Source organism: Nocardioides kribbensis, assembly GCF_015070375.1.
GTDB classification, from domain to species: Bacteria; Actinomycetota; Actinomycetes; order Propionibacteriales; family Nocardioidaceae; genus Nocardioides; species Nocardioides kribbensis.
Genome location: NZ_JADCLL010000001.1, coordinates 278,389 through 294,642, shown reverse-complemented (window position 1 = coordinate 294,642; position 16,254 = coordinate 278,389). Strand labels below are relative to the sequence as shown.

Genomic DNA, 16,254 nt, shown 5'->3' with positions numbered 1-16,254 from the left:
GCGGAGCCGGTGGGGCTCACACCGCGGCGAGCATGTCCTCGACGCGGCGGCTGAGGTCGCCGATGCTGAAGGGCTTGGTGACGTAGGCGTCCGCGCCGGCGGCGAGGCCGGCGGCGATGTCGTCGCGCGAGGAGCGGGCCGAGACCATGAGGATCTGCGGCGAGCCCGCCGAGGGCTGCGCCTTGAGTAGCCGGGCCAGCTCCAGGCCGTTCATTCCGGGCATGCTGACGTCCATCACGACCAGGTCGAAGGAGCCGGCGCTGACCTCGACCATGGCGTTCCACGACTCGGGCACGCTCTCGACCTCGTGGCCGTTCATCTCGAGCACCGTCGACAGCAGCTCGCGCACGTCGCTCTCGTCCTCGACCACCAACACCTTGGCCATGCCGGCCCTCCCTCGTCCAGACGTTTCTCGGCGGAAGACCGCCCCCCTGAGACGAGCATGACACCGGTCGCCTGACTCGTCACGTCGAAGTGTCGAGCCACCCGTGAAGAGGTCGTGAAGACGCCTGGTCAGACGGGTGCCCGTCGATCGGTGACGTGTCACGGGTCACGCGGGTCGCGAGTCCTCCTCGCCGGCCGCCACGGCCGGTGCCAGCGCCCTGCGGTGGCGGGCCCAGTGCCAGTGCAGGAAGCGGTCCACCGCACGCACGACGGCCACCGAGCGCACCGAGGGCAGGACGTCGAAGGCGTGCTGGGCGCCCGGCAGCTCGGCGTAGACGACCGAGCGGCGCGAGGTCCGGCGCAGCGCCTCGACGAAGAGCCGCGCCTGGTCGACCTGCACCAGGCTGTCGAGGCGACCGTGCACGACGAAGAAGTCGGGGGCCTCGGGCCCCACCCGCAGCAGCGGCGACCCGGCCTCGAAGGGCTCGGGGTCCTCGCGCCAGCGCCGGCGCAGGATCCGGGGTCCGAGGAAGCGGTCGCGCATCTGCACGGCGCTGCGCAGGCCGGTGGCCCCGGCCAGGTCGTAGACGCCGTAGTGCGGCACCGCGACCTGCACGGAGGTGTCGGCGTCCTCGAAGCCGGGCTGCCAGGCGGGGTCGCCGGGCGTCAGGGCCGCGAGCGCGGCGAGGTGGCCGCCGGCCGAGCCCCCCGTGATCGCGACGTACGACGGGTCGCCGCCGTAGGCCGCGATGTGCTCGTGGACCCACGCCAGCACCTTCTTCACGTCGACGATCTGCGCCGGGAACGGGTGCTGCGGCGCCAGCCGGTAGTTGGGGGCGACGCAGACCCAGCCGCGGGCGGCGAGGTGCTGCATCAGCGGGATGCCCTGGGTGTCCTTGGCGCCCAGCGTCCAGCCGCCGCCGTGGACCTGCACCAGGACGGGAGCGCCGCCCTCGGGCAGGCCGGCGGGGCGCTCGACGGCTGTGTAGACGTCGAGCAGGCCGCGCCGGCCCAGGGTGTCGTCGTAGGCGATGTCGCGCTCCACGTGCACCCCGGGCTCGCGCATGCGGAAGGGGTTGAGCAGCCGCCGCCACGGCACGCGCACGTCGCGGGGGACCTCGGTGTCGATCTCGTCGAGGTAGTCGACGCCGAGGGCGTCGACCAGGGCGCGGTCGGCCACCCCGCGCGCCTGCGCGCTCGTGCGCAGCATCCAGGCCAGGCCGGCGGCGTTGGCGAGGGCCAGCAGCGCGCCGGTGCGGGTCAGCCCGCGCCGACGGGCGTGGCGGGCGGTGTCGGCGGCCGTGGCCGCGAGCAGGTGCGGGGCGAGCTCGCTGGTGCCCCAGCCGGCCAGGAAGACCGGCACGGCCGTCCTGAAGCCCGGCACCGGGCGCAGCGCGTTGGCGACGAGCGCCGCGGTCAGGAGCTGGCGGAGCCGGAAGAGCATGGCCCCGATGTTAACGATCGGTAACCGCCCGCGGGGCGGGTCTCGTCAGGGGGCGGGCCGCAGCTTGTCCTCGAAGAAGCCCAGCACGCGGTCGACCGCGCCCTGGTCGCGGTGCAGCGTCAGGGTCGCGTGCTTGCGTCCGGGCAGGTCGATGCGCACGAAGCCCTCGCCCAGCTCGCGGGTGAGGGTCTCGAAGCGGGTGCCGGTGGCGACGTCACCGTCGTACTGCACGCCGAGCACCTGGCAGCCGCCGGCGACGCGCTCGCGCACCGCCGCGAGGTCGGAGGGGGAGAGGTTGACGTCGCCCGCGCGGCGGCGGCCGACGGGGAAGGGTGCGGAGGGCTGGCAGACCACGGGCGCCGCGACGGAGGTGTCGACCATCATGGCCAGGGCGAAGCCACCGGTGAAGCACATGCCCAGCGCGCCGACGCCCGGCCCGCCCAGCTCCGCGTGCAGGTCGCGGGCCAGGCTGCGCAGCCACCCGGCGACCGGGGTCGTCTCCCCGGTGGCGAGCTTCGTGAACTCCCGGCTCACGCACACCTGGCGGAAGGCCCCGGCGACCGAGCGGGCTCCGATCGGGGCCCCGGGCGTGCCGAAGAGGTGGGGCATGACGACGGTGAAGCCGGCCGCCACCACCTCCTCGCCGAAGGCGATGACCTGCGGGGTGAGCCCAGGGATCTCGTGGATCACCACGACGCCGGGGCCGCTGCCCTTGCGGTAGGTCGGGTGGGTCGTGCCGTCGGCGGTGTGCTCGCCGAGGGTCCAGGAGTCGAGGAGGGTCATGACCGGCAGTATGGCCTCCGTGGGGCCGGGCGGGTGGGGCCCACGGCGCCGCAGGGTCCGGCCCGAGGGGGGAGCCCCGGGCAGAGCGGTGCTGCCTAGGGTCGGTGCATGCCGGACACCGACCCGTCGCGCCACGTGCGCCTCGTGCTGCCCCACCAGCTCTTCGCCGCGCACCTCGACGCTCCGGCCGGCACGGTCTTCGTGCTCCTCGAGCACGACCTGCTCTTCCGGCAGTACCGCTTCCACGCCCAGAAGCTGGTGCTCCACCGCGCCTCGATGGTCCGCTTCGCCGAGCGGCTGCGCGAGGCCGGCCACGAGGTCGAGCACGTCGAGACCTCCGCCTCCGCCACGAGCCACGACCGGCTCGTCGACTGCCTCGACCGGCTGCGCCCGACGCAGGTGAGCGTCTACGACGTGGTCGACGACTGGCTCTCGCGCGACCTCACCGCGGCCCTGGCCGACCACGGCTACGAGCTGCGCTCCGAGGACGTCCTGGAGACACCGTGCTTCCTCACCTCCCGCGCCGACGTCGACGAGCAGGTCGGCAGCGGCGGCCGGACCGCGCGCATGCAGCACTTCTACGCCTGGCAGCGCCGCCGTCTCGACGTGCTGGTCGAGGGCGACCAGCCCGTCGGGGGCCAGTGGTCCTTCGACGCCGACAACCGCAAGAAGCTGCCCAAGCAGCACCCCGTGCCCGCCGTCGCCCGGCCCGGCGCCGACGGCGGGCCCGAGCGGCACCCGGCCGTGGCTGACGCCATCGCCTGGGTCGGCGAGGAGTTCCCCGACGCCCCCGGCGACGCGGCGGCCTTCGCCTGGCCGACCTCGCACGACGAGGCGGAGGCGATGCTGGAGGAGTTCCTCGCCGAGCGCTTCACCGAGTTCGGGCCCTTCGAGGACGCGATCTCCCGCGAGCACCCGTGGGTGTTCCACGCCCTGCTGACCCCGGGCCTGAACATCGGGCTGGTCACCCCGGCCCACGTGCTGGAGCGGGCGCTCGACGTCGGGTCCTCCGAGGAGGTGCCGCTGGCCTCCCTCGAGGGCTTCGTGCGCCAGCTCATCGGCTGGCGCGAGTACATGCGCGCCACCTACGTCGTCCACGGGCGCCGCATGCGCAGCGGCAACCGGCTGGCCCACACCCGGCCGCTGGCCGAGGGCTGGTGGACCGCGCGCACGGGGCTGGCTCCGGTCGACCTGGTGCTGGAGCGGGTGCTGGCCCACGGCTACGCCCACCACATCGAGCGCCTGATGGTGCTCGGCAACGCGATGTGCCTGCTGCGCGCCGAGCCCGATGCCGCCTACGAGTGGTTCATGGAGATGTTCGTCGACGCCTACGACTGGGTGATGGTGCCCAACGTCTACGCCATGAGTCAGTTCGCCGCGGGCGAGGCGATCACCACCAAGCCCTACGTGTCGGGGTCGAACTACCTGCGCAAGATGTCGGACCTGCCGGCGGGGGAGTGGCGCGAGGACTGGGACGCGCTCTACTGGACCTTCGTGCGCGACCACCACGACGTCTTCGCCGGCAACGCCCGCTCGCGCATGATCGCCAACCTCTACGACGGCCTGGACCCGTCGACCAAGGCCGCCCACACCCGGCGCGCCCACCGGTGGCTGTCCTGATGGCGCGGCTGCACTCCCTCGAGCTGCTGCCCGACGAGGCGGGCCAGGCCGCCGTACGCCGGCAGTGGCAGGCCCTGCGCGACGCCGGGCTGCCCTCCCAGCTCGACCACCGCGGCGCCTCCAACGCCGCCCACGTCAGCGTGGTGGAGGCCCCCGCGCTGTCGAGCGACGCCCTCGACGTGGCGACGGCGCGCCTGGGCTCGCTGCTGCCGGTGACGGCCGTGGTCGGTGGCGTCCTGCTCCTCGGCGGCGGGGGCGGCCGCGTGGCCCTGGCCCGCCCGGTGCAGCTGAGCGACGACGTGGTGCGCCGGGTGCTGGCGGTGCGGGTGCACGTGCCCGAGCGCCGCCACCACGGCTGGGTGCCCCACCTGACCCTCGCCCGGGGTCTCGACCGGTCCGACGTGCCCCGGGCCCTGGAGGCCCTGGGCGACCACGACGCGGCCCTGGAGCTGCGGCTGGCGTCGCTGCGCCACTGGGACCCCGACGCGGGCGAGGTCACCGACCTCGCCCGCTGAGGACCCGCCGTCCCGGGGGTGCTGGTCAGACCCCGGCCGGCTCCGGCTCGCGGACCGGCTCGGGGGTGTCGCCGACGGGGGCTCCGCGACGCGGCGCGTGGTAGGCGTCGACGTCGAGGATGCCCTCGCGGCGGGCCACGATGGTCGGCACGAGCGCCTGGCCGGCCACGTTGGTGGCGGTGCGCATCATGTCGAGGATCGGGTCGATGGCCAGCAGCAGCGCCACGCCCTCCAGCGGCAGGCCCAGGGTGGTGAGGGTCAGCGTCAGCATGACGACGGCGCCGGTGAGACCCGCGGTGGCGGCGGAGCCGACCACCGACACGAAGGCGATGAGCAGGTAGTCCTGCACGCCGAGGGTGATGCCGAAGATCTGCGCCACCGTGATCGCGGCCAGCGCGGGGTAGATGGCCGCGCAGCCGTCCATCTTGGTGGTCGCGCCGAGCGGCACCGCGAAGGAGGAGTACTCCTGCGGCACGCCGAGGTTGCGCGTCGTCACCTGCTGGGTCAGCGGCATCGTGCCCACCGAGGAGCGCGAGACGAAGGCCAGCTGGATCGCGGGCCAGGCGCCGGAGAAGAACTTCACCGGCGACAGGCCGTGCAGGCGCAGGATGACGGGGTAGACCACGAACATCACCAGCAGGCAGCCGACGTAGACGTCGACGGTGAAGACCGCCAGCGGCGCCACCAGGTCCCAGCCGTAGGTCGCGACGGCGCGGCCCAGCAGGCCGAGGGTGCCGAGCGGGGCCAGCTTGATGATCCACCACAGGACCTGCTGCACGACGGCCAGCGCCGAGCGCATGAAGCCCAGGAACGGCTCGGCCTTCTCGCCGGCCTTCAGCGAGGCGGCGCCCACGACGAGGGCGACCACCACGATCTGCAGCACGTTGAAGGACGCGGCGCCCTCCTCGATCTCCAGGCCGAGCACGTTGGCCGGCACCAGGCCGGTGAGGAAGTCCAGCCACGAGCCGCTGGTGCCCTCGTACGTCGCGCCCGCGGCCGAGACGTCGGCGCTGCTGCCGGGGTTGGTGAGCAGGCCCAGCGTGATGCCGATCGTGACGGCCACCAGCGACGTGATCGCGAACCAGACCAGCGTCTGCGTGGCCAGCCGCGCGGCGTTGGAGACCTCGCGCAGGTTGGTCACGCTGACCACGATGGCGGCGAAGACCAGCGGCGGCACGGCCGCGGTGAGCAGGCCGACGAAGGTGCTGCCGATGGTGTCGAGGGTCGTGGCCAGCCAGGCCACGTCCCAGGTGCGGGCCACCAGGCCCAGGACGACGCCGAGCACCAGGCCGAGGACGATCTGGGCCCAGAACGGGGTTCTGCGGACCGCCGAGAGTGCGTGCTTCACGGGACTGCCTTTCCGGAGGGGACTCCTGCCCAACCGGTCGGCGGCCCGCACGATTCCTGCGGCCCGGGTGGTGCGCCGCACAGTCGGCCCCGGGGCAGGAGGTCCGGCGCGCGGGGCGGCTAGAGCACCGCGTGGGGGCTGAGCACGCCGGCGGGGTCGAAGGTGCGTCGCAGGGCCCGCTGCACGTCGAGGGCGACGGGGTCGAGCTCGCGGGTCAGCCAGTGCCTCTTCAGCGTGCCCACGCCGTGCTCGCCGGTGATGGTGCCCCCCAGCGCGAGCGCGGCCTCGGTGATCCGGTCGAAGGCGCGCATCGCGGTGGCGCGTCCGTCGGGGTCGGTGTGGTCGTAGACGATCGTGGGGTGCAGGTTGCCGTCGCCGGCGTGCCCGAAGACGCCGATGGTCAGGCCGAGCTCGTGGGCGACGGCCTCGACCGCGCCGATCAGGTCGACCACCCGGGCCCGGGGCACGCAGACGTCGTCGAGCAGCCAGTCGCCGCCGCGGTCGGCGGCCAGGCGCTCGAGCGCGGGCAGGGCGAGGCGTCGCGCCTCGAGCAGCATCGCCGCCTCCTCGGCGTCGTCGCTGCGCGCCACGTCGACGGCCCCGGCGCCGGTGCAGTGCGACTCCACCTGCTCCAGCAGCGCCGCCGCCCCGGGCCCGGCGTCGTCGGACTGCACCAGCAGCAGGGCGGCGACGTCGCCGAGGCCCATGCCGGCGTGGGCGTCGACGGCCCGCACCGTGGTGCGGTCGAGCACCTCCAGCAGCGAGGGGGTCAGCCCGGCGGCCGCGATCCGGGCCACCGCGTCGCCGGCCGAGGCGAGGCGGTCGAAGGAGGCCACGAGGGTCTGCGGTGCGGCGGGCGCCGGCAGCAGGCGCACGGTGATCTCCGTGACCACGCCCAGGGTGCCCTCGGAGCCGACGAAGAGGCTGGTGAGGTCGTAGCCGGCCACGCCCTTGACCGTGCGGGTGCCGGTGCGCAGGACCCGGCCGTCGGCGAGCACGACCTCCAGGGCCTCCACGAAGTCGCCGGTGACGCCGTACTTGACGCAGCACATGCCGCCGGCGTCGGTGGCGACGTTGCCGCCGACCGTGCAGAAGGCGACCGACCCCGGGTCGGGCGGGTAGAACAGCCCGGCACCGGCCGCGGCGGAGCGCAGGTCGCCGGTGACGACCCCCGGCTGCACGACCGCGAGCCGCTCGACGGGGTCGACCTCCAGCACGCGGTCCATCCGGTGCAGCGACAGCACGGCGCTCCCGGCCGGCGCGTTGGCGCCGCCCACCAGGCCGCTGCCGGCGCCCCGGGGCACGACGGCCACGCCGGCCGCCGAGGCGGCGCGCAGGCAGGCCTGCACCTCGGCGGTGCTGCGCGGGGCGAGCACCACCGACGGCGTGGCGCGCTCGGTGAGCCGCGACTGGTCGTGGGCGTAGCCCGCGACGACGTCGGGGTCGTCGATGAGCACTCCGGCAGGCAGGGCGTCCCAGGTCATGTGCCGACCGTACCCACAGCGGTCGGGGCCGACCTCGGCGTCGGGCGGCCGGGCGGGGCCGTCGCGCGCGGCTAGGGTCGGCCCATGCCGATCCCCGAGCCGCTCTCGCCCGAGGAGCAGCGGGTGCTCGGCGCGCTGCTGGAGAAGCAGGTGACGGTGCCCGCGTCGTACCCGCTCTCCCTCAACGCGCTGCGCACCGCCTGCAACCAGACCTCCAGCCGCGACCCGGTGGTGGCCTACGACGAGCAGCAGGTCGAGCAGGTGGCGCGCGGCCTCAAAGACCGCGGGCTGGTGAGGATCGTCTGGTCCGACTCCGGTCGTCGCACGCTGAAGTACCACCAGGTGCTGGAGGAGGAGCTCGACCTCGGGCCCGACGAGCGCGCGCTGCTGACCGTGCTGCTGCTGCGGGGGGTGCAGGCCCCCGGCGAGCTCCGCACCCGCACCGAGCGGCTCCACCCCTTCGCCGACCGCGACGCCGTCGACGCGTGCCTGCTGCGCCTCGCCGCGCGGGAGCGGCCCCTGGTGCGCGAGGTCTCTCCGCGCTCGGGCCGGCTCGACAGCCGGTGGGCCCACCTCCTGGGGCCGGTCGAGGCCGACACGACGGCGACCGGTGGACCGGCCGCCGCCGGCCCCGACGAGCGGGAGTCGGTGCTCGCCGACGGCCCGGAGGCGCGCGACGAGCGCGTCCGCGCCTCCTACGACGCACTGGCCGAGCCCTACGCCGCCCGCTTCGCCGAGGAGTACGCCGAGGGCGCCCACGGCCCCCTCGGGCTGGAGACGTGGCTGCTGGGCCGGGTCGTCGCGCTCGCCGACGGCCGACCGGTCGTCGAGGTCGGCAGCGGGCCCGGCCACACCACCGCCCTGCTGCGCTCGCTGGGCGCGGACGCCTCGGGGGTGGACCTGTCCCCGGCGATGGTGGCCGAGGCCCGGCGTCGCTTCCCCGACGGGGCCTACGAGGTCGGCGACCTGCGGCGGCTCATGCGACCCACGACGGCGCCCGGGTGGGGCGCGGTGCTGGCGTGGTACTCCCTCATCCACCTCGCGCCCTCCGAGCTCGACGACGCCGTCGCCGCCCTGGTGCGGCCCCTCGCGCCCGGCGGTCACCTGGTGCTGGCGCTCCAGGCGGCCTCCGCCGCGGGTCCCGCGGTGCGCCGCACCAACTCCTGGCTCGAGCGCGAGGTCGACCTCGCCCTGGTGCTCCACGAGCCGGCGCGCGTGCTCGCCGCGGTCCGGGCCGCGGGTCTGGTCGACGTCGAGTGGTACCACCGAGGGCCCTTGCTCCACCACGGCGAGACCACCGAGCGGCTCTACGTGCTCGCCCGCCGGCCGGGGTAGCCCGGGGTGGTCGGGGGTGGTCCGCCGCCCGACCCACCCGCCGGGGGCGGGCGCGGGGCTGGCTAGCGTGGGTGCCATGACCTCCGCCGGCTCCGACCACGACGGGCCCGGCACAGGCACGGAGCCCGAGCCGGGAGCCCCGGCCTGGCTCGCCGACGACGCCGATCCCGAGTACCACCTCGACGGGCGGGCCTACCCGCTCACCGACCGTCGCTTCCGCGACGTGGTCGGCTCCTTCGCCTCCGGGCTCACCGTGGTCACCGCGGACACCCCCGAGGGGCCCGTGGGCGTGACCTGCCAGTCCTTCGCCAGCGTCTCCCTCGACCCGCCGCTGGTGCTGGTGGTGCTGGCCCGGTCCTCCCGCGCGTGGCCCCGCGTCCGCGAGGCGGGCCGCTTCTGCGTCAACGTCCTCGCCGAGCACCAGCAGGAGCTGTCCACCCGCATGGCCAGCCGCGGCGTGGACAAGTTCGCGGGAGTGGGCTGGACCGCGTCGCCCACGACCGGGGCGCCCCGGCTCGACGGCGCGGTCGCCCACGTCGACTGCGCGATCGACGCGGTCCACGAGGCCGGTGACCACGACGTGGTGGTCGGGCGCGTGCTGGCCCTCGCCGAGGGGCCCGGCGGTGCGGACGCCCCGCCGCTGCTCTTCCACCGCGGCGCCTACCGCCGGCTGGGCTGACGCCGGCCCGGGTCGGCTAGGTTCGTCGTCGTGATCGCCCTGCCCGGCCACGGCTTCGTCATGCTGTCGATGCCCAAGTGCGCCTCCACCACCCTCGTCACGAGCCTCATGGGTCGCGCCGAGGTGATGATGCGGATCAACCCGCGCCTCAAGCACATGAACGCGCGCACCTTCACCAACCGGATGGCGCCGGTGCTCCAGACCGGCGGCTACCAGCGCGACGACTACGAGCTGGTCTCGCTGTTCCGCGAGCCGGTGGCCTGGCTGGAGTCGTGGTGGCGCTACCGCCAGCGCCCCGCTCTGCAGGACGACGACAACTCCCGCGCGGCCAACTCCACCGCCGACGTCAGCTTCGACTCCTTCGTCGGCGCCTACCTCGACGGCGCACCGGGCGCGCTCAAGGGCCGCCAGGCCCGCTTCATCGCGCTCTCGGCCGACCTCGACATCGCCGTCGACCGCCTCTTCGCCCTCGAGCGCCCCGACGTGTGGGAGGGCTGGATCGCCGAGAAGATCGGCGAGCCGCTGGAGGTCACCATGAAGAACTGGTCGACCTCCACGAGCCGGCCCGACCTCAGCCGCGCCCTGCGGCGCCGCCTCGAGGACCACCTGCGCCCCGAGCTGGAGATCTACGAGCACCTGCGCGCCGAGGGCCAGTGGGCCCCGCCGCGCGGCCACGTGCCCGGGCGCTGAGCCGCCGAGCGGTCGCCGAGCCGTCGCCGGGCCCGGCTGTCGACCCGGCCCGGACGGTCCCGGCGTACGGCGTGGGGGTCAGTCGCGCGCGGTGAGCACGAGCGGGGGCCCGTCGGGGGTGATGGCCACGGTGTGCTCGGAGTGGGCGCCGCGCGACCCGTCGGCGCTGCGCAGCGTCCAGCCGTCGGGGTCGGTGACGATCTCGTCGGTCGTGTGGAGGAACCACGGCTCGATCGCGATGACCAGACCGGCCTTGAGCCGCAGTCCGCGACCGGCGCGGCCGTCGTTGGCGATGTGGGGCTCGCCGTGCATGGTGCGCCCCACGCCGTGCCCGCCGAACTGGGTGTTGACGCTCAGCCCGGCCTCGTGGGCCACGGCCGCGATCGCGGCCGAGATGTCGCCGACGCGGTTGCCGACACGGGCGGCGTCGATGCCCGCGGCCAGGGCCCGCTCGGTGGTCTCGATGAGCGTCAGGTCCTCCGGCCTCGGGGTGCCGACGACGACGCTGAGCGCGGAGTCGGAGACCCAGCCGTCGACGGCGCAGGCGAAGTCGACGCTGAGCAGGTCGCCGTCGCGCAGGGTGTAGTCGTGGGGCAGGCCGTGGAGCACGGCGTCGTTGACCGACGTGCAGAGCACCTTGCCGAAGGGCGAGGCGCCGAACGACGGGTGGTAGTCGATGTAGCACGACTCCGCCCCGCGCTCGCGGATCATGTCGTGCGCGACCCGGTCGAGCTCCAGCAGGTTCACCCCCACGTCGGCGACCTCGCGCAGGCGGGTCAGCACCTCGGCCACGAAGCGCCCCGCGGGTCGCATCTGCTCGATCTGGGTGGGCGTGCGCAGCTCGATCACGGGGTCGAGCCTAGGCGCGCCCCGGGAGACGGGCGGCCCGGGGTCCCGGGCCGCGCACCGCTCGATCGTCCCGCCGCGGGGCGGGCACCACGCGGTCGGGTCGCCACCGCGGGCGCGCCGGGTGGCGTCGCTGCTCCGCGACCGGCCCGCGCGGTTCCGAACGGGACCTCACCGCGCGGTGGCCGACCGGGCAGAAGTGGCGGGAGACGACAGGTCCAGCAGGTGCGGAGCGGTCGTTCGCCGCCACTTCTCGCGCGCGCCGCCCCGCGGCGGGAGGCACTGCGGCGCGGGGCGTGGTTGGAGCCCACTGACCGGCCCGGGGGCCGACCGGGCGGAAGTGGCGGGAGATGACAGGTCCAGCAGGTGCGGAGCGGTCGTTCGCCGCCAGTTCTCGGGCGGGCCGGCCAGCCGCGGAAGCGCTGCCGTGCGGGGCGTGGTTGGAGCCCGGTGAACGTCCCGGTGACCCGTCCGATTGCAAGTGGCGGAAGACGACCGATCCGGCGGGTGCCGGCCGGTCGTTCGCCGCCACTTCTCGGGCGGGCCGCCCTGCCGCGGGAGGCACTGCCGCACGGGGCGTGGTTGGAGCCAGGTGAACGTCCCGGTGGCCCGTCCGGGCGGAAGTGGCGGGAGACGACCGGTCCAGCAGGTGCCGACCGGTCGTACGCCGCCACTTCTCGCCGCGGGCCGCCCCGCGGCGGGAGGCACTGTGGCGCGGGGCGTGGTTGGAGCCCACTGACCGGCCCGGTGGTCGACCGGGCGGAAGTGGCGGGAGACGACAGGTCCAGCAGGTGCGGAGCGGTCGTTCGCCGCCACTTCTCGCCGCGGGCCGGCCCGCGGCGGGAGGCACTGCGGCGCGGGGCGTGGTCGGAGCCCGGTGAACGTCCCGGTGGCCCGTCCGGGCGGAAGTGGCGGGAGACGACCGGTCCAGCAGGTGCGGAGCGGTCGTACGCCGCCACTTCCCGGGCGGGCCGCCCGGCGGCGGGAGGTGCTGCCGGGCGGGGCGTGGTTGGAGCCCGCTGACCGGTCCGGTGGCCGACCAGGCGGAAGTGGCGGGAGACGACAGGTCCAGTGGGTGCCGACCTGTCGTACGCCGCCACCCCCACCGTTCACCCACGCGGCGAGGGCCGCGAGCGGGTCACCAGCCCCGGGCGCGCCACTCCGGGATCGACGCGCGCTCGGCGCCGAGGGTCGAGTCGCCGCCGTGGCCGGGGTAGAACCACGTCTCGTCGGGCAGGGCGTCGAACAGCTTGGTCTCGACCTCGTCGACGAGCTGGGCGAAGGCGGCCTCGTCGCCGAAGGTGTTGCCCACGCCGCCGGGGAAGAGCGAGTCGCCGGTGAACAGGTGGGGCCGGCCCCCGGAGGGGCGGTCGTCGTAGACCAGCGCGACCGACCCGGGGGTGTGGCCGGCGATCGGCACGACCTGCAGGGTGCAGTCGCCGACCGCGACGGTGTCGCCGGCCCCGACCCGGCGGGTCACGGTGACGCCGGTCTGCTCGGTGACGGCGTCGGCGTCGGGGGTGCCGACGACGACCTCGGCCCCGGTGGCGGCGACGACCTCCGCCAGCGCTCGGTGGTGGTCCCAGTGCTGGTGGGTGGTGACGACGGTGTCGAGGCCGGCCTCACCGACGAGGCCCAGCAGCGTGGCGGCGTCGGCGGCGGCGTCGACGAGCACCTGCTCCCCGGTGTGGCGGCAGCGCAGCAGGTAGCAGTTGTTGGACATCTCGGGGTCGACGGCGACCTTGGTGATGACGAGGTGGGCCAGCTCGCGGGTCTGGGCGGGGCCGCCGGGGGAGACGTCGCCGTCGTAGTCCGAGGGGGCCGGGGTGTCGCTCGGTGGGGTCATGTCCCCATCCTGCCGCGCCGGCGGGTGCCCCCCGTGAGCGGGCTCACCCGGCGCGGGCGGCTCCGCTGCCCATCGGGGTGTGGCCCCGCTGTCGGTGGTGCGTGAGATGGTGGCCGGACGTGCCGACCCGCCCCTGCGGCGGACGCCGACGTACCATGACGAACGTCTGTTCGACTCCTCCACGCCACCAGGACGGGACTCCAGTGCAGGACCAGCTCATCATCCGGGGTGCTCGCGAGCACAACCTGAAGGACGTGTCGCTCGACCTTCCCCGCGACTCGCTGATCGTCTTCACCGGTCTCTCGGGCTCGGGCAAGTCGTCGCTCGCCTTCGACACGATCTTCGCCGAGGGCCAGCGTCGCTACGTCGAGTCGCTCTCGGCCTACGCCCGCCAGTTCCTGGGCCAGATGGACAAGCCCGACGTCGACTTCATCGAGGGCCTCTCGCCCGCGGTCTCGATCGACCAGAAGTCGACCTCGAAGAACCCCCGCTCGACGGTCGGCACGATCACCGAGGTCTACGACTACCTCCGCCTTCTCTACGCGCGCGCCGGGCGCCCCCACTGCCCGACCTGCGGCGCCCCCATCGAGCGGCAGACCCCGCAGCAGATCGTCGACCGCGTGCTGTCCCTGGAGGAGGGCCGGCGCTTCCAGGTCCTCGCACCGGTCGTGCGCGGTCGCAAGGGGGAGTACGTCGAGCTCTTCCGCCAGCTGCAGACCCAGGGCTTCTCGCGCGCCCGCATCGACGGCGAGACCCACTCCCTCGACACCGTCCTGTCCGACGGACCGAAGCTCGACAAGCAGAAGAAGCACACCATCGAGGTCGTGGTCGACCGGCTGGCGGTCAAGGAGTCCTCCAAGCGGCGCCTCACCGACTCCGTGGAGACCGCCCTGGGCCTGGCCGGCGGCCTTGTCGTGCTCGACTTCGTCGACCTCGACGCCAAGGACCCCGGGCGCGAGATGAAGTTCAGCGAGAAGATGGCGTGCCCCAACGACCACCCCATCGACACCGACGACCTCGAGCCGCGGTCGTTCTCGTTCAACTCGCCCTTCGGCGCCTGCCCGGCCTGCAGCGGCCTGGGCACCAAGCTGGAGGTCGACGCCGAGCTCGTCGTGCCCAACCCCTCGGCGACGCTCGGCGAGGGCGCCATCCAGCCCTGGGCCGGCGCCCACGTCGCCGACTACTTCCTGCGCCTCATGGACGCCCTGGGCGACGAGCTCGGCTTCGACCTCAACACCCCGTGGGAGGACCTCTCGGCGCGCTCGCAGAAGGCGCTGCTCGACGGCCACGCCACGAAGGTCCACGTCGTGACCCGCAACCGCTACGGGCGCGAGCGGGCCTACTACGCCGACTTCGAGGGCGTGCGGGGCTACGTCGAGCGCCGCCACCGCGAGGCGGAGTCCGACACCAGCCGCGACCGCTTCGAGGGCTTCATGCGCGAGGTGCCGTGCCCCACCTGCCGCGGCAGTCGGCTCAAGCCGGTCTCCATGGCGGTGCTGCTCGGCGGTCGCAACATCGCCGACGTCTGCGCCCTGCCGATCAACGAGGCCTCGGAGTTCCTCGGCTCCCTCGAGCTCTCGGCCCGTGAGCGCCAGATCGGCGAGCGGGTGCTCAAGGAGATCCAGGAGCGCCTGCAGTTCCTCCTCGACGTCGGGCTCGACTACCTCTCCCTCGACCGACCGTCCGGGTCGCTCTCGGGCGGCGAGGCGCAGCGGATCCGGCTGGCCACCCAGATCGGCGCCGGTCTCGTCGGCGTGCTCTACGTGCTCGACGAGCCGTCGATCGGGCTCCACCAGCGCGACAACCAGCGCCTCATCGAGACCCTCGTGCGGCTCAAGGACCTCGGCAACACCCTGATCGTGGTGGAGCACGACGAGGACACCATCAAGGTCGCCGACTGGGTCGTCGACATCGGTCCGGGGGCCGGCGAGCACGGCGGCCAGGTGGTGCACAGCGGCACCGTCGAGGACCTGTACGCCCACCCCGACTCGATGACCGGCCAGTACCTCTCCGGCCGTCGTGAGATCCCGGTGCCTGCCCGCCGTCGCCCGCGCACGGTCGGGCGCGAGCTCAAGGTGCTCGGCGCCCGCGAGCACAACCTGCGCGACGTCGACGTGACGTTCCCGCTCGGCGTCTTCGTCGCCGTCACCGGCGTCTCGGGCTCGGGCAAGTCCACCCTGGTCAACGACATCCTCTACACCTCGCTGGCCAAGCAGCTCTACAACGCGCGCACCCTCCCGGGCCGCCACCGCGCGATCACCGGCCTCGAGCACGTCGACAAGGTCATCCACGTCGACCAGTCGCCCATCGGCCGAACGCCGCGCTCCAACCCCGCCACCTACACGGGCGTCTTCGACCACGTGCGCAAGCTCTTCGCCTCCACCCCGGAGGCCAAGATGCGCGGCTACCTCCAGGGCCGGTTCTCCTTCAACGTCAAGGGCGGGCGCTGCGAGGCGTGCTCCGGCGACGGCACCATCAAGATCGAGATGAACTTCCTGCCCGACGTCTACGTGCCGTGCGAGGTCTGCCACGGCGCGCGCTACAACCGCGAGACCCTCGAGGTGCACTACAAGGGCAAGACCATCGCCGAGGTCCTCGACATGCCGATCGAGGAGGCCGTCGACTTCTTCGCCGCCGTGCCGGCCATCGCGCGCCACATGAAGACCCTCGTGGAGGTCGGGCTCGGTTACGTCCGCCTCGGTCAGCCCGCGACGACCCTCTCGGGAGGCGAGGCGCAGCGCGTCAAGCTCTCCGCGGAGCTGCAGAAGCGCTCCACCGGCCGCACCGTCTACGTGCTCGACGAGCCGACCACCGGTCTGCACTTCGAGGACATCCGCAAGCTGCTGCTGGTGCTGGGCCGCCTGGTCGACCAGGGCAACACCGTCCTGGTCATCGAGCACAACCTCGACGTCATTAAGACCGCCGACTGGCTCGTCGACATGGGCCCCGAGGGCGGGTCCCGCGGTGGCGTGGTCGTCGCGGAGGGCACGCCCGAGAAGGTCGCGACGGTCGAGGCCAGCCACACCGGCCGCTACCTCCGCCCGCTGCTCGAGGGCAAGGAGGCCACACAGCCACGTGGTCGCCTCGCGGCGTCGGAGGCCCCGGCCCCGGCGCGTGCCACCCGCCGCCAGGCCGCCACCCAGGTCGCCAACGACCGCGCCGCTGCCCGCGCGGCGAAGCCGGCCAAGGCGACCACCGCCAAGAGGACGACCGCCAAGAAGACGGCCGCCAAGAAGTAGGGAGCCTCGGAGGTCGGGAGCCGCGGCGGTGGCCGGGGCCA

General features: G+C 74.2%; 13 protein-coding genes. 6 read left to right on the top strand and 7 right to left on the bottom strand.

Translation table 11 applies throughout. From position 1 onward, the window contains the following. Window positions 1-16 precede the first annotated feature (16 nt). The 3 genes from IR170_RS01430 to IR170_RS01420 form a co-directional block, all read right to left on the bottom strand. A complete protein-coding gene (locus tag IR170_RS01430; protein WP_056864320.1) occupies window positions 17-385 on the bottom strand; it encodes a response regulator in 369 nt (122 codons plus the stop codon). Between the two features lie 165 nt (window positions 386-550). After that, the gene (locus IR170_RS01425; RefSeq protein WP_193660933.1) at window positions 551-1,828 is read right to left on the bottom strand and encodes an alpha/beta hydrolase; all 1,278 of its coding nucleotides are present in this window, start codon (window positions 1,826-1,828) and stop codon (window positions 551-553) included. A 45-nt stretch (window positions 1,829-1,873) separates the two neighbouring features. Continuing rightward, window positions 1,874-2,611 carry a dienelactone hydrolase family protein gene (locus tag IR170_RS01420; RefSeq protein ID WP_193660932.1) on the bottom strand — a complete coding sequence of 246 codons (738 nt, stop codon included), beginning with the start codon at window positions 2,609-2,611 and terminating at the stop codon, window positions 1,874-1,876. A 108-nt stretch (window positions 2,612-2,719) separates the two neighbouring features. On the opposite strand from IR170_RS01420, the gene IR170_RS01415 reads away from it, so the two are divergent. Together IR170_RS01415 and IR170_RS01410 are read left to right on the top strand one after the other, a co-directional pair. Next, a complete protein-coding gene (locus IR170_RS01415) occupies window positions 2,720-4,231 on the top strand; it encodes a cryptochrome/photolyase family protein (protein ID WP_193660931.1) in 1,512 nt (503 codons plus the stop codon). Beyond that, window positions 4,231-4,746, top strand: a complete 516-nt coding sequence (locus tag IR170_RS01410; protein ID WP_193660930.1) for a 2'-5' RNA ligase family protein — start codon at window positions 4,231-4,233, stop codon at window positions 4,744-4,746. The genes IR170_RS01415 and IR170_RS01410 overlap by 1 nt, the downstream gene beginning before the upstream one ends. A 25-nt stretch (window positions 4,747-4,771) precedes the next feature. On the opposite strand, the gene IR170_RS01405 is transcribed toward IR170_RS01410, so the two are convergent. Both IR170_RS01405 and IR170_RS01400 read right to left on the bottom strand, forming a co-directional pair. Then, the gene (locus IR170_RS01405; RefSeq protein ID WP_056864325.1) at window positions 4,772-6,094 is read right to left on the bottom strand and encodes a dicarboxylate/amino acid:cation symporter; all 1,323 of its coding nucleotides are present in this window, start codon (window positions 6,092-6,094) and stop codon (window positions 4,772-4,774) included. A gap of 119 nt (window positions 6,095-6,213) precedes the next feature. Next, window positions 6,214-7,578, bottom strand: coding sequence for an FAD-binding oxidoreductase (locus tag IR170_RS01400; RefSeq protein ID WP_193660929.1), 1,365 nt, complete (start codon window positions 7,576-7,578; stop codon window positions 6,214-6,216). An 84-nt stretch (window positions 7,579-7,662) separates the two neighbouring features. On the opposite strand from IR170_RS01400, the gene IR170_RS01395 reads away from it, so the two are divergent. The 3 genes from IR170_RS01395 to IR170_RS01385 all read left to right on the top strand — a co-directional run bounded on the left by IR170_RS01395 (window position 7,663) and on the right by IR170_RS01385 (window position 10,282). Beyond that, window positions 7,663-8,913, top strand: coding sequence for a DUF480 domain-containing protein (locus IR170_RS01395; RefSeq protein WP_193660928.1), 1,251 nt, complete (start codon window positions 7,663-7,665; stop codon window positions 8,911-8,913). Window positions 8,914-8,989: 76 nt separating this feature from the next. Continuing rightward, window positions 8,990-9,592 (top strand): flavin reductase family protein, encoded by a 603-nt coding sequence (locus tag IR170_RS01390; protein WP_193660927.1) that lies wholly within the window; start codon window positions 8,990-8,992, stop codon window positions 9,590-9,592. A 30-nt stretch (window positions 9,593-9,622) separates the two neighbouring features. Next, entirely contained in the window at window positions 9,623-10,282 is a 660-nt protein-coding gene (locus IR170_RS01385; RefSeq protein ID WP_193660926.1) for a sulfotransferase family protein, read from the top strand. A 78-nt stretch (window positions 10,283-10,360) separates the two neighbouring features. Here the strand turns inward: IR170_RS01385 and map are convergent, their stop codons facing one another. Further along, window positions 10,361-11,131, bottom strand: a complete 771-nt coding sequence (gene map, locus IR170_RS01380) for a type I methionyl aminopeptidase (protein WP_056903990.1) — start codon at window positions 11,129-11,131, stop codon at window positions 10,361-10,363. Between the two features lie 1,135 nt (window positions 11,132-12,266). Next, window positions 12,267-12,974 carry an MBL fold metallo-hydrolase gene (locus tag IR170_RS01375; protein ID WP_193660925.1) on the bottom strand — a complete coding sequence of 236 codons (708 nt, stop codon included), beginning with the start codon at window positions 12,972-12,974 and terminating at the stop codon, window positions 12,267-12,269. Between the two features lie 203 nt (window positions 12,975-13,177). Between IR170_RS01375 and uvrA the strand changes: the two genes are divergently transcribed. Continuing rightward, a complete protein-coding gene (gene uvrA / locus IR170_RS01370; RefSeq protein WP_319804852.1) occupies window positions 13,178-16,213 on the top strand; it encodes an excinuclease ABC subunit UvrA in 3,036 nt (1,011 codons plus the stop codon). Window positions 16,214-16,254: the final 41 nt, after the last annotated feature.